The following is a 15,910-nucleotide window of genomic DNA, read 5'->3' on the forward strand; positions in this document are numbered from 1 at the left end:
TCAGCCGAGCACGGACAGCTGGTCGAGCCGCTCGAGGATGACGCCCTCGCGGAGGGCCCACGGACAGATCTCGAGCGCCGGCAGGTCGAAGATGTCGAGGCAGGCCTCGGCGACGAGGGCGCCGGGGACGACCTGGTGCGCGCGGCTCGGTGAGACCCCGGGGAGCGTCGCGAGTTCCTCGACCGTCATCCCGAGCAGCGCGGGCAGCTGCCGTCGGAGTTCGGCGCCGTCGAGGGACCGCGGGACGAGCGGCCCGTCGGCCGAGGGCGCCGCGCCGCAGATCCGGGCGATCGACCGGAACGTCTTCGACGTCGCGACGGCCCGGTCGGGCCGCCCGGAGCGGAGCAGGAGCCCTGCGTCCCGCGCGATCGACACCCGGATCTCGTGTCGGAGCCGCCGGACGTCGTCGTCCGTGGGTGCGCCCGTGGCGAAGAACGACCGCGCGAGCCGGGCCGCACCGATCGGCATCGACCACGCCACGTCCGGTGCCTCGTCGGCTCCGCCGGCGATCTCGAGCGAGCCACCGCCGATGTCGAACACCGCGAGGCGTCCGGCGGACCACCCGAACCAGCGGCGGACCGCCAGGAACGTCAGCCGCGCCTCGTCGTCGCCGGAGAGCACGGCGAGCTCGACACCGGTCGCCCGTTCGACGTGGGCGAGCACCGCGTCGGAGTTCACCGCGTCGCGGACGGCGGAGGTGGCGAACGCGAGCATGTCCTCGCAGCCGCGTTCCTCGGCGACGCGGACGGCGTCGGCGACGAAGGCGGTGAGCGCGTCGATCCCCCGCTGCGTCACGGCTCCGGCGCCGTCGAGGTGCTCGGCGAGCCGCAGCGGCTGCTTGAACGAGGATGCGGGCAGCGGGGCGGCGCCGCCGTGGGCGTCCACCACGAGCAGGTGGCCGGTGTTGGACCCGATGTCGAGGACGCCGACGCGCATGGCACCAACGCTAGCGGCCGGGAGGCGCCGCTCACGCCCGCAGGAACGCCTCGAGTTCGGCGGTGGTCGGGTAGGACGCCTGCGCGCCCGGCTTCGTCGCGGCGTACGCCCCGACCCCGACGGCGAACCGGGCCGCGTCGGCGAGGGAGTCCCCGGCGTCGAGCCGGAGCGCCACCGCACCCATGAACGCGTCGCCGCAGCCCGTGGTGTCGACCGGGTCCACGCGGACGGCGTCGACCGACACCGGGTCCGCGTCGCCGTCGTGCACCGTGCAGCCGGCTCCGCCCCGGGTGACGATCGAGCGCGCGACACCGTGGTCGCCGAGCTCGGCCGCCTCGTGCTCGTTCACGAGCAGGACGTCGGTCAGGTCGAGGAGCTCCTGCGGGACGGCGCCGAACGGCGACAGGTTCGTCAGCACGGTGACCCCGGCGTCGTGCGCGGCGCGGGCGGCGGCGAGCACGACGTCGATCGAGACCTCGAGGCAGAGCCCGAGCACACGGGCGTCGGCGAAGGCGTCGGCGGGGACGTCGTCCGGCGTCAGCGTGCCGTTCGCGCCGGCGGAGATCACGATGGTGTTCTCCCCCGCACCGTCGACCGTGATGACGGCGGTGCCGGTCGCCGTTCCCTGCCGGACGGCGACGTGCGTCGTGTCGACCCCGGCCGCCGCGACGGAGTCGCGGAGCAGCGCACCGTTCCCGTCGTCGCCGACCGCACCGATCATGCGCACCGTGCCCCCGAGCCTCCCGGCTGCCACCGCCTGGTTGGCGGACTTGCCGCCCGGGAGGATCGCGAGGTCCGAGCCCTGCAGGGTCTCACCGGGCTTCGGGAAGCGCTCGGTGCGGACCACGAGGTCCGCGTTGAGGCTGCCCACGACGACGATGCCGGTCATGCGGCTGCTCCTGTCTCGGCCGAGGCCGGGCGCGGGATGAGGAAGGAGGTGGCGAGGGCCGCGCACGTGATCACGGCTCCGAGCAGCATGCCACCGGAGTAGCCCGCGGTGCCCGCGGCCCCACCGGTGCCGAGCGCGATCTGGAGCGCCGGGAGGACCGCGAAGCTGATTCCCGCGCCGAGGTTGAACGCCCCGGCGTTCAGGCCGGGCAGGAACCCCGGGTTCGACTCGGGCGAGAGCACGATGCCGAGGCCGTTGAGGATGATGTTCGCGATGCCCGCGTAGGTGATGCCGATCAGGACCGTCGCGACGACGAGCACCGGGAGCGAGTGCACGCCGACGAAGGCCATCACGAGCGTCGCGACGACGCTCCCGACGAGTCCGACGCGGAGGACGGCCCGGTAGCCGAGGGTGGGCGCGAGCCGACCGGCGAACGGCCCGACGATCCAGCCGACCAGCGCGTACGGCGTGAGGAACGCGAGCGAGGCGAGGTCGGCCTCCATCCCGAAGCCCACCTCCGTGTTCTGCGCGAGCGACGTGACCAGCCCGTTGACCACCGCGAAGACACCGGTCATCGTGAGCAGGGTCGTGACGAGGAGCGCCCAGGTGCCGCGGCGCTTGAGGAACCGCGTCTCGACGAGGGGTTCACGGACCCGCGACTCGACCGCCCAGAAGACGCCGAACGCGACGAGGGCGACGACGATCCCGCCGACCACGAGCGCCCAGTCCGCGGCCGCGAGCTTGCCCGCCTCGTTGAACGCGGTGAGCAGGGCGCCGACGCTGACGACGAGCGGCAGGACACCCCACCAGTCCATCCGGGTGCCGGCGGACGGCTTCGACTCGACGCCCCACACGGCGACCATGAGCGCGGCCACCACCGTGACGACGGCGATCACCCAGAAGATCCCGCGGAAGCCGAAGTGCGTGGCGATCCACCCGCCGGCGAGGGCGTCCACACCCGCGATGCCGCCGTTGACCGCAGTGAGCAGGCCGAGCGCGGCGCCGTAGCGCTTCGGGTCGGCGATCTCGTTGCGGAGGATGAGCAGGCCGATCGGCACGACCGGCCCGGTGACGCCCTGGACCATGCGGCCGACGAACAGCATCGGGACGTTGACGGCGAGGGCGGCCACGACGCTGCCGACGAGCATCACGACGAGCATGCCGAGCAGGACGCGCTTCCGGCCGACGATGTCCGACAGTCGGGGCAGGAACAACGAGAACAGCGCCGCGAGGGTGAAGAACAGGGTCTGCGAGAGCCCGATCGTGGCGTCGTCGGTGCGGAGCTCGCGCGCCATCGTGACGAGGGCTGGGCTGAGCATGCTCGCGTTCAGCTGGAACGCGACGCAGGCGGCGAGCAGTGCGGCGGTCAGTGCGCCGATCGACTTCTTCGTCGAGGTGGAGGTCATGGGGTCAGTGCTCCGGGGTGACGGCGGTGTCGGGGTCGGTGAGGGTGGCGGCTGCGGCGCGCGGGGTCCAGCCGGTGTCGGGCGTCTCGCCGATGCGCTCGAGGGCGTCGACGACGAGGTCCCAGAACCGACCGTGGTCGAGCTCGGTCGCGGCGCTCGTGCGGCAGTCCGCCGGGGCCGGGGCGCGGAAGTCGGCGACGGTCATGCCGAGGGTGTGCTCCCCCTTCGTCTCCACGGTGATCGGCACCTTCACGGCGCGCACGACGGTCGGGTCGATGACGTACGCGACGGCGCAGGGGTCGTGCACGGGCGGCGCATCGAAGCCCTGGGCGTCCTGGTAGGTCTGCCCGAAGAAGTCGAGGAGCTCCCCGACGAACGCGGCCGGGCCGGTGCCGACGGCGGCGATGCGGGCGGCGACCTCCGGGGTGGCGAGTGCCTGGTGCGTCAGGTCGAGCCCGACCATGACGACGTCCCACCCGGCGCTGAAGACGATGTCCGCGGCTTCGGGGTCGATGACGATGTTGAACTCGGCGACCGGGCTCCAGTTGCCGACGTGCAGGCCGCCGCCCATCAGGACGACCTCCTTGACGCGCTCGACGATGCGGGGCTCCTTGCGGGCCGCGAGGGCGATGTTCGTGAGGCCTGCGGTCGGGACGAGGGTCACCGTCCCGGGCTCGTGCGCCATCACGGTGTCGATGATGAGGTCGACCGCGTGCCGCTCGTCGAGGTCGAACGACGGTTCGGGGAGCATCGGCCCGTCGAGGCCGCTCTCGCCGTGGATGTCCTCGGCGACCTCGATCTCGCGCAAGAGCGGTCGGGGCGAGCCCGCGGCGAACGGGATGCCGGTGATGCCGGCGATGCGGGCGACGGCGAGGGCGTTGCGGGTGACCTTCGGGAGGGTCTGGTTGCCGACGACCGTGGTCACGGCGAGCAGGTCGATGTCGGGGTTCCCGTGGGCGAGCAGCATCGCGACGGCGTCGTCGTGGCCGGGGTCGCAGTCCAGGATGATCTTGCTCGGCACGCGAGCCGGCACGCGGTCTTCTGCCACGGGGTCTCCACTTCGTCGGGGATGGAACGTCGAGGCCTGACGCGGTGGGGTCCGCGGCGGAGGAATCAGCTCCCGCGGCACGTCAAGCGTTTGACATGGAACCACGTCAAGCGTTTGACGTCAAGTTGCTGCGAGGCCTGTCGGTACGATCGGCAGGTGTCCTCCCCCACCCGCGTCACCGCCGCGATGGTCGCCGAGCGCGCCGGGACCAGCATCGCCACCGTCTCGCTCGTGGTCAACGGGAAGGACCGCGGCCGCGTCTCGGCCCCGATCGCCGAACGGGTCCGGACAGCGGTCGCCGAGCTCGGGTACGTCGTCGACCACGCCGCGAGCTCCCTCGCCCGTGGCAGTGGCGACCTCGTTGTGCTCATCGCCCCCGACCTCTCGAACCCGTTCTTCGCCGAGGTCATCCGCGGCGTCCGGGACACCCTGACCGACCGCTTCCAGCTCGTGCTCTCGGTCACCGAGCGCGGACGGCAACCCGAGACCTCGGACGTGCGGCGCTTCGAGCGGCTCCGACCGGCCGGGATCCTCGTCGACGCTCCGGCTGCCGGCGAGGACCTCTCCGCCAGCGTGCCCGTCGTGCAGCTCGACGCCCCGGGCGGGGTCGACGCCGTGAACTACGACCTGACGACCGGCGTGCACGAGCTGGTCGAGCACCTTGCCGGTGCCGGGCACCGCCGGATCGGGTACCTCGACGGCACCTCCCGCGCGGCGACCTTCGCGCTCCGCCGACGCCTGCTCGAGGGCGCTGCGACCGCCGCCGGACTCACCGTGTCGCCGCTCGTCGGGCGCGCGGACCTCACGGTGGACGCCGGTGCATCGGCGGGGTCGGAGCTGCTCGACCAGTGGCTCGCCGACGGGGTCACGGCGGTCGTCGCGGCCGCCGACACCCTGGCGTACGGCGTCCTGCGGGTGGCCGCGGACCGGGGACTGCGCGTCCCGGACCAGCTCGCGGTCGCGGGCTTCGACGACCTGCCGTCGTCCTCGGTCACCGCTCCGGCGCTGACGAGCGTGGCCCTGCCGGGAGCGGACCTCGGCCGGGCCGCAGCGCTCCGCCTCCTCGCGACGTTCGACGGCGGCGCCGCCGAGGTGCCGTCACTCCCCACGCGACTCGTCGTCCGCGCGAGCACCGCCGGCTGACGGCGCGCCGGGCCCGCGCTGCCGAACCCGAAACTCGCGGGCGCCGCCCCGAGACTCGCGCTGGGCGACCGCTCTCGCGGACAGCCGGCCGCGAACTGTCGCTCAGGCCGAGTCTCGTGGTCGCGCGTCAGGCCGCGGACGCACCATGCGACGGACGGGAGGCGCGGTGCCAGCTGGCACCGCACCTCCCGTCCGGTGGTGGCGACGACCCGAGACTCGCGCTGGGCGACAGGTCTCGCGCGCATCCGCCCGAGGGCTGTCGCTCAGGCCGGGTCTCGGCCGTCGCCCTCCACTCCGGCTGGAGCCGGAGCAGCCGGGCCGCGCTGCGCGCGCTCGAGCTCGTCGGCCTCGGCACCGCCGACGGCCTCGCCGCGGGCGACCATCCCGGCCACGTCGGCGAGCCGCATCTGCGGGATGAACAGTGCGAGCACGAGCGCGACCGCGATGAACGGCAGGAGGTACCAGAACACCGGCGCGAGCGAGTCCGCGTAGGCGTTCACGATGCCGTCCTGGATCGCCTGCGGGAGCTTCGCGAGTGCCGTCGGGTCGATGCTCGCGCTCGCGGACGCCGCGTCGGACGCGCTGCCACCGGCGCTCGTGAACACGTCGCGGAGCGCGTCGGTCAGGCGGGAGGTGAACAGCGCGCCGAAGACGGCCACCCCGAGGGAGGCGCCGACCTCGCGGAAGTAGTTGTTCGTCGACGTCGCGGTGCCGACCTGCTCCGGCGGGACGGCGTTCTGGGCGACGAGGACGACCACCTGCATGATGAGCCCGAGCCCGGCACCGAACACGAACAGGTAGACGCAGATGAGCCAGATCGGGGTGCTCGCTGCGAGGGTCGTCATCGAGAGCATCGCCAGGCCGACCAGGACCGTCCCGACGATCGGGAACATCCGGTACTTCCCGGTCTTCGTGATGAGCGTGCCGGACAGGATCGAGGTCCCCATCAGGCCGGCCATCATCGGCAGCATCAGCAGGCCGGACACCGCGGCCGAGGTGCCCGACGCCATCTGCAGGAACGTCGGGACGAAGCCGATCGCCGCGAACATGCCGACGCCGAGCACGAAGCCGATCGCGGTCGCGGTCACGAACGTGCGGTTGCGGAAGAACGACAGCGGGATGATCGGGTCCTCGGCGCGGGACTCGACGAACACGAACAGCGCGGCGGCGACGAGGAAGCCGGCACCCCAGGCCCAGGTCTCGGGGGCACCCCAGCCGTGGTCACGGTTGCCGCCGGACTCGGTGAAGAACACCAGGCAGGCGGTCGTCGCGGAGAGCAGGAGGACGCCCAGCCCGTCGATGCGACGCGTCGCCTTCTTGCTCGGCAGGGTCAGCGCGAACCAGGCCACCGCGAACGCCGCGATCCCGACCGGGATGTTGATCCAGAACGCCCAGTGCCAGGTCATGTGGTCGACGAAGAAGCCGCCGAGCAGCGGCCCGCCGACCGCGGAGAGCCCGAAGATCGCGCCCAGCGGGCCGAGGTACTTGCCGCGCTCCGAGGCCGGCACGATGTCGGCGATGATCGCCTGCGACAGGATCATGAGCCCGCCGCCGCCGAGGCCCTGCAGCGCGCGGAACACCACGAACTGCCAGAAGTCGGTGGACACCGCACAGCCGAGCGACGCCAGCGTGAACAGGGCGATCGCCACGAGGAACAGGTTCCGGCGGCCGATGACGTCACCGAACTTGCCGTAGATCGGCATCACGACGGTCGAGGCCAGCAGGTAGCCGGTCGTGATCCAGGCCTGGTGCGCAACGCCCCCGAGGTCGCCGACGATGGTCGGCATCGCGGTCGAGACGATGGTCTGGTCGAGGCTGGAGAGCAGCATCCCGGCGATGAGCGCCGAGAAGATGATCCAGATGCGCCGCTGGGTGAGCAGCAGCGGTCCGTCGGTGCCGGGGCGGGTGCGCCTGGCACCCTGCGCGGTGGCGGTCATGCGGTGGGGTCCTGTCCGGTGGTGGTGATGGCCGCCCTGAGCTGGCGGAGGTTGTCGGTGAGCAACACGTCGAACGGTGGACCGGTGCTCTCGTCGTAGGTGTCGTCGAAGTAGGTGCCGGCGGTGACCTTGAGCAGGGCGGCCGCCGTCTCGGCCACCAACTGCGCCCGGTGGTCGTCCGGGTCGTCCGGCCAGCCGAAGCGGTTCCGGACCGCGCTGGCGACCGCGGCGAGCTGCGCATCGGCAGCCGTGAGGAACTTCGCGACCATCGCGGGCTCGCGGTCGAACACCCGGCGGACGAGCGCCTCGTCCGCGCGGTCGAGCCCGACGACGTGGAGCTGCTCGACCGCGAGCGCGACGACGGACCCGAGGGGGTCGAGCTCCTCCGCCACGACGGCCCGCTCGGCGTAGTCGCGGAGCATCGCCGCGGACGCGCCCTGCTCGATGCCGAGCACCGCGTCGTCCTTCGAGGAGAAGTGGTTGAAGAACGTGCGACGGGAAACCCCGACGGTCTCGCAGAGCTGCTCGATCGTGAAGCCGTGCAGTCCGTGCTCGACGGTCGCACGGCGCGCCTCGACGATCATGCGTCGGCGCAGCGCGCGGGTGCGTTCGGTGGTGGTCACCGCACAAGAATTGCACTATCGGTCTGAGAGTGCAATGGATGTTCTTCGGCTAGAGCGCCTTCGCGAAGCAGAACGACCACGGCATGGTCTCCGCGTACGGCGTGTACACGGGGATCTGCTCCCAGCCCGTCTTGCGGTAGAGCGCGACGGCCTCGGGCTGCTTGTCGCCGGTCTGCAGGATCACCCGGGCTGCACCCTGCTCCCGCGCGACCCGCTCGCCCTCGGCCAGCAGCGCGGTGGCAGCGCCCTTGCCACGCGCGGCAGACAGGACGATGAGGCGCTTCAGTTCGACCTCGTCGCCGAGACGACGGACGGCGATGTGCCCGAGCGGGGTGCCGTCCTCGTCGAGCGCGAGGAGCGACGTGATCACGTCGGCCGGGTCGACCGTCAGCACCCGGTTGCGCTCGGCGGTGACGGCAGGGTCCTCCGCGGCGTTCGCCGAGCCGTACCGCTCGTGCATCTCCTCGTCCATGGTGGCGCGGAGGGCCACCCCGCGGGGGTCGTCCCAGGCGACGCGTTCGATCGTGATCACGAAGAACGATCCTCGCACGCCCGGGGGCCGATGACCGCGCGGGTGCCGATGACCGCGCGGGTCCCGACGACCGCGCGGCGCCGCTCACCGCAGGGTGGCGATGGGCCCGTCACCCGCGCGGAACGCCGACAGGACCGCGGCCGCGTCGTCGTGCACCGCCGCAGCGCCCGCCCCGCGGAGTTCGTCGCCGCCCACGCCGCCGGTCATCACCCCGATGCTCGTGACGCCGACCCGTCCGGCTGACTCGACGTCCCACACCGCATCGCCGATCATGACCGCGGACCCGGCGGACACTCCGGCCCGTTCCAGCGCGACCGAGATGATCCCCGGGTCCGGCTTCGCCTGCTCGACGTCCTCGGAGCTGGTGACCGCGGTCAGCCACTCCTCGGCGTCGAGCAGCTCGCGGAGTCGCACGAGCTCGGGCTCCGGCGCGCTCGTGGCGAGGACCACCGCGTGCCCGGCGTCGGCCACGGCGGCGAGCAGGTCGCGTGCACCGGGCAGGAGCCGGAGTCGGGGCTGCTGCTCCGCGTAGTACGCCGCGTGGTACTGCTCCGCGGCGTCTCGGGTGTCGTCGGAGGCGTCCGGCAGCAGCGCCTCGAGCAGCTTCGCGGAGTCCATGCCGATCGACCGGTGGATGCGCCAGGCGTCGACGGACTCGCCGATCGCCGTGAACGCACGCCACCAGGCGTCGATGTGGGCGTAGTTGGAGTCGACGAGCGTGCCGTCGATGTCGAAGAGGACTGCGGTCGTGGGTGCGTCGGCCATGTCGCCATGGTCCTCGGCGACCGACGTGACGCCTCCCAGGGCTGTCCGTCAGACCGTGATCGACTCCCCGGACCCGAGGATCGTCACCGGGACCGGACCGAGTCCGTCGGACCCCAGGAAGCGTGCGGTGGACTGCTGCCCCATCTCGCTGAGCATCGCCTCGTGGATCTGCACGGCACGCTCGGGAGCGACCTCGCGCACGTAGTCGACCGCCTCCGCGGTGTGCGTCCACGGACCGCTGGTCGGCACGAGGAGCGTCGGCACCGGGACACCGGGGACGAGGTACGCGTCGCCGGGGTGGAACACGGTGTCGTCGACGAGGTAGCCGACGTTCGCGATCGTCGGGATGTCACGGTGGATGACGGCGTGCTGCTCGCCGAACACGCGCACCGAGAACGGGCCGACCGCGAACGCGTCGCCGGCCTGCACCGCCGCGACGCGTCCGTCGTGCTCGCCGAGCTGGTCGACCACGGCCTGCGGAGCACGGACGACCAGTGCGGGGTTCGCCTCGAGCCCGGCGCGGACCGCGTCGACGTCGAAGTGGTCGAAGTGCTCGTGCGTGACGAGGACGCCGGTCGCCGCACGCACCAGGTCGGCGGCCTCCGGCGTGAAGGCGCCGGGGTCGATCACGAGGGTCGCGCCGTCCCGCTCGAGGACGACCGTGGCGTGGGTGTACTTCGTCAACTCCATGCTCTGAACGCTACCCCTGGGCGGACGGGAGGCCCGTGGCGGCGCCGCCACGTGCCTCCAGGCCGACTGTCGGTCGCGTCAGCTGCTGCGCACGTCCTGCGCGGCGCCCTGCGCGTGGTCCCGCACGTCGGACGCGGCGCCCTGCGCCTCGTCCTTGACGGTCTGCGCCGCGTCCTTCGCGGTGCCCTGCAGGTCCTGCGCGTGCTCCTTCGCGGCGTCGCCGAGCTGCGAGCCGACGTCCTTCGCCTGCTCCTTGACGTCCTCGACGAGCGGAGCGGCCTTGTCCTTCAGCTCGCCGGCCAGCTCCTCCTCCTTGTCCGACGTCGGGATGAGCGAGGACACCAGCCACCCGGCGCCGAAGGCTATGAGCCCCACGGCGAGCGGGTTGCCCTCGGCCTTCGCGACGCCCTGGTGCGCGACGTCCTTCGCGTGGTCGGCGACGCCGGAGGTCGAGCCCGACGCACTCGAGCGGGCGGAGTCGGCCGCGCCCATCACGGACTCACGGACGTTCTGGAACCGCCCCTTGACCTTCTCGGTCTGGCGGTGGGCGATGGACGACGGGCTGACCTTGTCGGCGAGCGCGTCGACGTCGGAGCCGAGTTCGCCGCGCGTGCGTTCGATCTCCGCGCGGATCTCGTCGGGGGTGCGGCTCTCGTTGGGGGTGCTCATGACTTCCTCCCGGTGGTGTGGGGCTTGAGCGCTTCGGGGACTTCCTTGGCCGTCTCGACGGTCTGCGGCGCGCCCTGGATTTCCTTGATCTCCTTGCGGCCGCGGAGCGCCAGGACGGCCGCGACGATCGCGTAGACCACCGCGATCACGACGGCGGACCAGGCGTTGCCGATGAGGTACCCGAGGCCCCACCACGCCGCGATCGACAGGAACAGGAGCGCGAAGAGCGCGGTGATCCCGGCGCCGCCGAACATCCCGCCCGCCTTGCCGGCCTTCTTCGCCGACTCGGTGAGCTCGGCCTTGGCGAGCGCGACCTCCTGCCGGAAGAGGCTCGACAGGTCCTTCGACACGTCGGACAGGAGCTCGCCGAGCGGGGTGGTCGCGGCACGCTCCTGCGGGCTCGGCTCGCCGAGCGGGGCCCCGGGGGCGCTCGGTGGCGTCTGGCTCATGCGCCGTCCGCTTCCTTCTCGTGCTTGACCTCGGTCGCGAGCGCCTTCGTCAGGCGTCCGGCGAGGATGCCCGCGCCAGCGGCGATCGCGATGAACGTGCCGGGGCGCTTCGCGGCGAAGGACTTCACCTCGTCGAGGAGCGAGCCGGGGTCGCGGCCGTCGAGGTACTCGGCGGCGCTGCCTGCGCGGTGCGAGAGGTCGCGCACGACCTTCGAGGCGATGCCCTGCTCGTCGTCGTTCTCGGCCATGCGTCCGAGCTGCTCGCCGATGTCGCGGAGACCCGACGCCGCGCGCTGCTGCTGGTCGGCGGCCTGCGACTTGAGGGTCTCGCTCGCCTGACCGTAGAGCTGCTTGGCGTGGTCCGTGGCCTCGGAGGCGACCTTGCCGGCCTGCTCCTTGGCGGTCCCGGCGACGTTCGCGGCCTTGTCCTTCGCGTCGCCGGCGACGTCCTGGGCCGCACCCTTCGCCGCGTCGGCCTTCCCGCTGCCGGTGCCGCCGTCGGCTGTGCCGCTGCTGCTCGCACCGGTGTCGCCGCTCGCGAGACCGATGCCCGCGGAGCCGGCCGCGCTCGGCGTCGCCGGCAGCTGTTCGTCGGCGGGGAGGGCGTCGAGCGGCTCGTCGAGCAGGGGGTCGACACCCCGGCCGGCGTGCTGCGCGGCGCCTTCGCCGAACGGGTCGTAGGTCTGCGGCGCGTCGGGGCTGGTGCTCGGCAGGCCGTCGGCGGCAGCGGTGCGGTCGTGGATCGGGGTCCCGGAGTCGTTCCCGGGTGGGTTCGTGGTCATGGTGGCCTTCCGGTTCGGTACCGCGAGCACGACGCTCGCGGTTCGGGACCGACCGTGCGCCCGCCGCGCTCCGACCCGGTCCAGACCGTCCGCGCAGCGCAGTCCCGCTGTCCACGGTGCGCGGGAGCACCGCGGGCGACCGTCAGCGCAGCGCCACCCACGCCGGGAACGCCGCGGCCGCGCTCCACGCCTGGGGCCGACAGGCGGCAGGGTACGGCGCCGGACGGGACACCTCGTCCGCCGCGTCCCCGGCGTGCAGCTCGGGCATCCGGAAGTCGAACGCGACCGCCGCAGCGAGCAGCTGCTCGGCGAGCACCCGGGCCTCGGCCCCGTGGCCGGACCGGACGAGCCCACTGATGACGACCGCGGTGTCGTGCGCCCACACGGTGCCGCCGTGGTAGCTCAGCGGCCAGTAGCCCGCGGCCGTGGTGGACAGCGTGCGCAGGCCGAACCCGCTCGCCATGTCCGGGGCGACGACACGGGCGGCGACGACGGCTTCCTCCTCGGGGCTGAGGATCCCGGTTCCGAGCAGGTGCCCGATGTTGCTCGTGGCGGAGTCGACCGGGCGCTTCGCCGCGTCGAGCGCGATCGCCGGGTACGGCCCGACCTCGTCGCGGACCCAGAACGCCTCGCGGAAGCGCTCTGCGAGCCGCGCGGCCCATGCGCGCCAGTCGTCGCCCCCGCTCCGGCCGAAAGCGTCGAGCAGGTCGGCGCCGTGGACGGCGGCCTCGTGCGCGTACCCCTGCACCTCGCAGAGGGCGATCGGCCCCTCGGCGAGCGTCCCGTCGCGCCACTGCACGCTGTCGCCGGAGTCCTTCCACCCCTGGTTCGCCAGGCCGCGGCCGGTCTCGTCGACGTACTCGAGCAGCCCGTCGCCGTCGTCGTCACCGTGGTCGCGCATCCACGCCAGGGCCCGTTCGAGCGCAGGGAGCAGCGCCTCGACCTCGGTGTCGGGCAGCCCGGCTCGCCAGGCGTCGTGCAGCAGGCAGACCCAGAGCGCGGTGGCGTCGACGGTTCCGTAGTACAGCGGCGGCAGCGAGAGCTCGTCGTTGTCGATCGCGAGCGTCGCCTGGCGGAGCTCGTGCATGACCTTGCCGGGCTGCTCGGCCGTCGTGGGGTCGGTCCGGGTGCCCTGCAGCGCGGCGAGCACCCGGAGCGTGCCGGCGGCGATCGACGTGTCGACGGGCAGGAGGAATCGCGCGGCCCAGATCGAGTCGCGGCCGAACAGCGTGAAGAACCACGGGGCGCCTGCGGCGAGGAACTCCCCCTCGGGCCGGGTCAGCCGCAGGGCGTCGAGGTCGTCGGTCGCGCGTGCGAGCCACCGACGGAGGCGGTCGTCCTCGACGCCGTCGGGGGCTGCGAACCGAGCGGGGGTGGTGGCGCCGGTCACCACGGCGTCCGGCGCGAGGACGGCGCAGTCCCAGCCGACCTCGACGATGCGGTCGCGTGGGACGCGCCAGGTGAGGACGACGTCGCCGTCGTCCAGGGAGACGTCGGCACCGGGGGCGTGGAGGGTCACCTCGACCGATCCGGCCGTCCAGGAGGCACGGCTCGCGCCGTCTCGGTCGTCCTTCGTCCCGAGCACGGCCGGCACGGGCGCGGGGGCGCCGCCGCCCTTCACGGCGTCCATGCCGCTCGCGTCCGGCGTGAGGCGCACCTCGACCTCGACGGCCCCGGGAACGTCGGAGCCGACCGGGTCGGCATGTCCCGCGAGTCGGTCCGTGATCCGGAGGGACTCGGCCACGCCGTCGATCCGCACGCGCCGGCGCCGGTCGAGGCGGACGTCGGGGTCGGCGCCGGGTCCGTCGAGGCCGCGGAGGAGTGCGGTGAACAGGACCTCCCGGGCGTCCACCGGGGCGGTCGACACGGGCTCGGCGTCGGTGCCCGCGACGGTCACGCCGATCGCGGACACGAACCGCTGGTCGCCGGTCCAGTACCCGTGCACGGGGTTCGTGCCGACGGTGCCGTGCCGGTCCGACCACGCCTGCGTCGGTGCGGCGAGGACGACGACCTCGTCGTGGAGCAGCGGTTGCCGAGGCACGGCGGTGGCCTCGGTTGGTCCGGGATGGGTGGTGGTGGTCGTCGTCATTCCTTGACCGCTCCGTCGCTCGTGTTCATGATCCGCTTCTGGGCGACGAAGAACGCGATCGCGACGGGGATCGTCATCACGAACGCGGCGGCGAGCTTCACCGGGAACTGGTTGCCGGCGCTGAGGGCTCCGGACGCCAGCGAGGCGACGCCCTTCGTCAGGGTGGTCAGCGCCGGGGAGGACGTCGACACGATGAAGTGCGGCAGTTCGTTCCACGACCCCTGGAAGGACAGGATCGTGATCGTCACCACGGCCGGACGAGCCATCGGCAGCACGATCGACCAGAACGTCCGGAACACCCCGGCGCCGTCGATCTTCGCCTGCTCCTCGACGCTGACCGGGATCGACTCGAAGAAGTTCTTCATGATGAACACCCCGGCGGCGTCGACGAGCAGCGGGATGATCATGCCGGAGTACGAGTCGTACATGCCGAGCTGGTTGATCACGAGGAACTTCGGGATGAGCAGCACGACGTTCGGCACCGCCATCACCGCGATGACGAGCGCGAACACCGTCTGCCGTCCGGGGAACCGCAGGCGTGCGAGTGCGTACCCGGCGAGCGAGTCGAAGAAGATCCGACCGGCGGTGACGCACACGGCGACGATCACCGAGTTCATCGTCCAGATGCCGAAGTCGGAGTTCTCGAAGAGCGTCCGGAACGCCGCGCCCGTCCACGTCGCGGGGAGCGCGAGCGGGTGGAGCGAGGCGTCCTCGTCGGTCTTGAACGAATTCACGATCGCGACGTAGAACGGCAGCAGGTAGACGACGGCGATGACGGCGCCCACGACGAGCAGCGCGATGCCGCGACCGGTGAGTCGGCGTGGCCGCCGGCCCGGACCGGGCGCCTGCGTGACGGCGGCGGCGCGGAGGTCCGGCACCGCGCCTCCCGGCCGGGTTGAGGTGGCGGTCATCGCGACCCTCCCTGTTCGATCCAGCGCATGCGCCGGCGGGAGACCGGACGCTCGCGCAGCGCCCAGCGCTGGAGGAGCGTGAAGACGATGATGATGGCGAACAGGATGAACGCGATCGCGGCGCCGACGCCCCATTGCTGGTTCTGGCCGAACGCGGTCGAGTAGGCCAGGTAGGCGGGCGTGAGCGTGGTGTTCGCCGGCGCGCCCTTCGTACCCGTGTAGATCTGGTCGAAGACCTGCCAGGTCCCGATCAGCCCGAGGGTCAGCACCGTGAAGAGGGTCGGGCGCAGCTGCGGCAGGGTGACCCGCCAGAACCGCGTCCACGCGCCGGCGCCGTCGATCATCGCGGCCTCGTCGACGTCGTGCGACAGGTTCTGCAGCGCCGCGATGAAGAGCAGCATGAAGGTGCCGCTCGTCGTGAAGACCGCCAGCAGGATGAACGCCGTCATCGCCACCGACGGTCCGGCGAGCCACTCCGACCACGGGATGCCGAGGGCGGTGTGGTCGGCGAGGAAGGCGGGCGGGTCGCCCCCTCCGAGCTGGAAGATGCCGGTCGGCTCGTTGAACCAGTTCGGCCCCGTCACCCCGATCCACCCGATGATCGCGTTGACGGCGCCGGTGGACGAGAACAGGAAGAGCCAGAGCACCGTGATCGCGACGGAGCTCGTCACCGAGGGGAAGTAGAACGCGGTCCGGAAGAACCCGCGGCCGCGCAGGGCCCGACCGTTCACGAGGACGGCCAGACCGAGCGCGACGGCGGTCTGCAGCGGCACGACGAACACCACGTACCAGAGGTTGTTCCGCAGGGCGGTGCCGAAGTTCTGCTCGTCGAGGCCGCCCCCGCCGAGGATCTTCGCGTAGTTCTGCCCGCCGACGAACTGCACGCCGGACGAGAACGGGCTGCCGACACCGCGCCAGTCCGAGACGCTCACCCACGCGGCCATGACCACGGGGACGAGGAGGAACAGGCCGAGCACGATCACCGTGGGTGCCGTGAACAGCCAGCCGGAGACGGTCTCGCCGCGGTTCTTCCGGGACACG

General features: G+C 72.5%; 16 protein-coding genes. 1 reads left to right on the forward strand and 15 read right to left on the reverse strand.

Annotation, left to right across the window (positions count from 1 at the left end; all coding sequences use genetic code 11):
* The 4 genes from ACIPYW_RS04035 to ACIPYW_RS04050 are packed head-to-tail and all read right to left on the reverse strand — an operon-like array spanning position 1 to position 4,279.
* Complete coding sequence (locus tag ACIPYW_RS04035) at positions 1-936, reverse strand: Ppx/GppA family phosphatase (RefSeq protein ID WP_400410933.1); 936 nt, start codon at positions 934-936, stop codon at positions 1-3.
* A 31-nt stretch (positions 937-967) separates the two neighbouring features.
* Complete coding sequence (locus tag ACIPYW_RS04040; protein WP_400410936.1) at positions 968-1,825, reverse strand: ribokinase; 858 nt, start codon at positions 1,823-1,825, stop codon at positions 968-970.
* The gene (locus ACIPYW_RS04045; RefSeq protein ID WP_400410938.1) at positions 1,822-3,231 is read right to left on the reverse strand and encodes an MFS transporter; all 1,410 of its coding nucleotides are present in this window, start codon (positions 3,229-3,231) and stop codon (positions 1,822-1,824) included. Before ACIPYW_RS04045 ends, ACIPYW_RS04040 begins: the two co-directional genes overlap by 4 nt.
* Positions 3,232-3,235: 4 nt before the next feature.
* Positions 3,236-4,279 (reverse strand): nucleoside hydrolase, encoded by a 1,044-nt coding sequence (locus ACIPYW_RS04050; RefSeq protein WP_400410940.1) that lies wholly within the window; start codon positions 4,277-4,279, stop codon positions 3,236-3,238.
* A gap of 156 nt (positions 4,280-4,435) precedes the next feature.
* Here ACIPYW_RS04050 and ACIPYW_RS04055 point away from each other — a divergent pair, with 156 nt between their 5' ends.
* On the forward strand, positions 4,436-5,422 hold the full coding sequence (locus ACIPYW_RS04055; RefSeq protein ID WP_400410942.1) for a LacI family DNA-binding transcriptional regulator: 987 nt from the start codon (positions 4,436-4,438) through the stop codon (positions 5,420-5,422).
* A gap of 263 nt (positions 5,423-5,685) precedes the next feature.
* On the opposite strand, the gene ACIPYW_RS04060 is transcribed toward ACIPYW_RS04055, so the two are convergent.
* From ACIPYW_RS04060 to ACIPYW_RS04110, 11 genes are all read right to left on the reverse strand, one after another.
* Positions 5,686-7,359 carry an MDR family MFS transporter gene (locus ACIPYW_RS04060; RefSeq protein WP_400410945.1) on the reverse strand — a complete coding sequence of 558 codons (1,674 nt, stop codon included), beginning with the start codon at positions 7,357-7,359 and terminating at the stop codon, positions 5,686-5,688.
* Positions 7,356-7,982, reverse strand: a complete 627-nt coding sequence (locus ACIPYW_RS04065; protein ID WP_400410948.1) for a TetR/AcrR family transcriptional regulator — start codon at positions 7,980-7,982, stop codon at positions 7,356-7,358. Before ACIPYW_RS04065 ends, ACIPYW_RS04060 begins: the two co-directional genes overlap by 4 nt.
* Before the next feature lie 49 nt (positions 7,983-8,031).
* Entirely contained in the window at positions 8,032-8,514 is a 483-nt protein-coding gene (locus tag ACIPYW_RS04070; RefSeq protein WP_290133040.1) for a GNAT family N-acetyltransferase, read from the reverse strand.
* Between the two features lie 84 nt (positions 8,515-8,598).
* Positions 8,599-9,279, reverse strand: coding sequence for an HAD family hydrolase (locus ACIPYW_RS04075; RefSeq protein WP_400410951.1), 681 nt, complete (start codon positions 9,277-9,279; stop codon positions 8,599-8,601).
* Positions 9,280-9,327: 48 nt separating this feature from the next.
* Positions 9,328-9,969 (reverse strand): MBL fold metallo-hydrolase, encoded by a 642-nt coding sequence (locus tag ACIPYW_RS04080; protein WP_400410954.1) that lies wholly within the window; start codon positions 9,967-9,969, stop codon positions 9,328-9,330.
* Between the two features lie 78 nt (positions 9,970-10,047).
* Positions 10,048-10,638: a DUF3618 domain-containing protein gene (locus ACIPYW_RS04085; RefSeq protein WP_400410957.1), complete on the reverse strand. Its 591-nt coding sequence runs from the start codon at positions 10,636-10,638 to the stop codon at positions 10,048-10,050.
* On the reverse strand, positions 10,635-11,087 hold the full coding sequence (locus ACIPYW_RS04090) for a phage holin family protein (RefSeq protein ID WP_400410960.1): 453 nt from the start codon (positions 11,085-11,087) through the stop codon (positions 10,635-10,637). The genes ACIPYW_RS04085 and ACIPYW_RS04090 overlap by 4 nt, the downstream gene beginning before the upstream one ends.
* Positions 11,084-11,869, reverse strand: coding sequence for a hypothetical protein (locus ACIPYW_RS04095; RefSeq protein WP_400410962.1), 786 nt, complete (start codon positions 11,867-11,869; stop codon positions 11,084-11,086). The genes ACIPYW_RS04090 and ACIPYW_RS04095 overlap by 4 nt, the downstream gene beginning before the upstream one ends.
* 142 nt (positions 11,870-12,011) lie before the next feature.
* Positions 12,012-13,958 carry an amylo-alpha-1,6-glucosidase gene (locus ACIPYW_RS04100; protein WP_400410964.1) on the reverse strand — a complete coding sequence of 649 codons (1,947 nt, stop codon included), beginning with the start codon at positions 13,956-13,958 and terminating at the stop codon, positions 12,012-12,014.
* Complete coding sequence (locus tag ACIPYW_RS04105; protein WP_400410965.1) at positions 13,955-14,869, reverse strand: carbohydrate ABC transporter permease; 915 nt, start codon at positions 14,867-14,869, stop codon at positions 13,955-13,957. Before ACIPYW_RS04105 ends, ACIPYW_RS04100 begins: the two co-directional genes overlap by 4 nt.
* On the reverse strand, positions 14,866-15,909 hold the full coding sequence (locus ACIPYW_RS04110; RefSeq protein ID WP_400410968.1) for a carbohydrate ABC transporter permease: 1,044 nt from the start codon (positions 15,907-15,909) through the stop codon (positions 14,866-14,868). The genes ACIPYW_RS04105 and ACIPYW_RS04110 overlap by 4 nt, the downstream gene beginning before the upstream one ends.
* Position 15,910 lies beyond the last annotated feature (1 nt).

This window comes from Curtobacterium sp. NPDC089689 (assembly GCF_044749145.1).
GTDB lineage: Bacteria > Actinomycetota > Actinomycetes > Actinomycetales > Microbacteriaceae > Curtobacterium.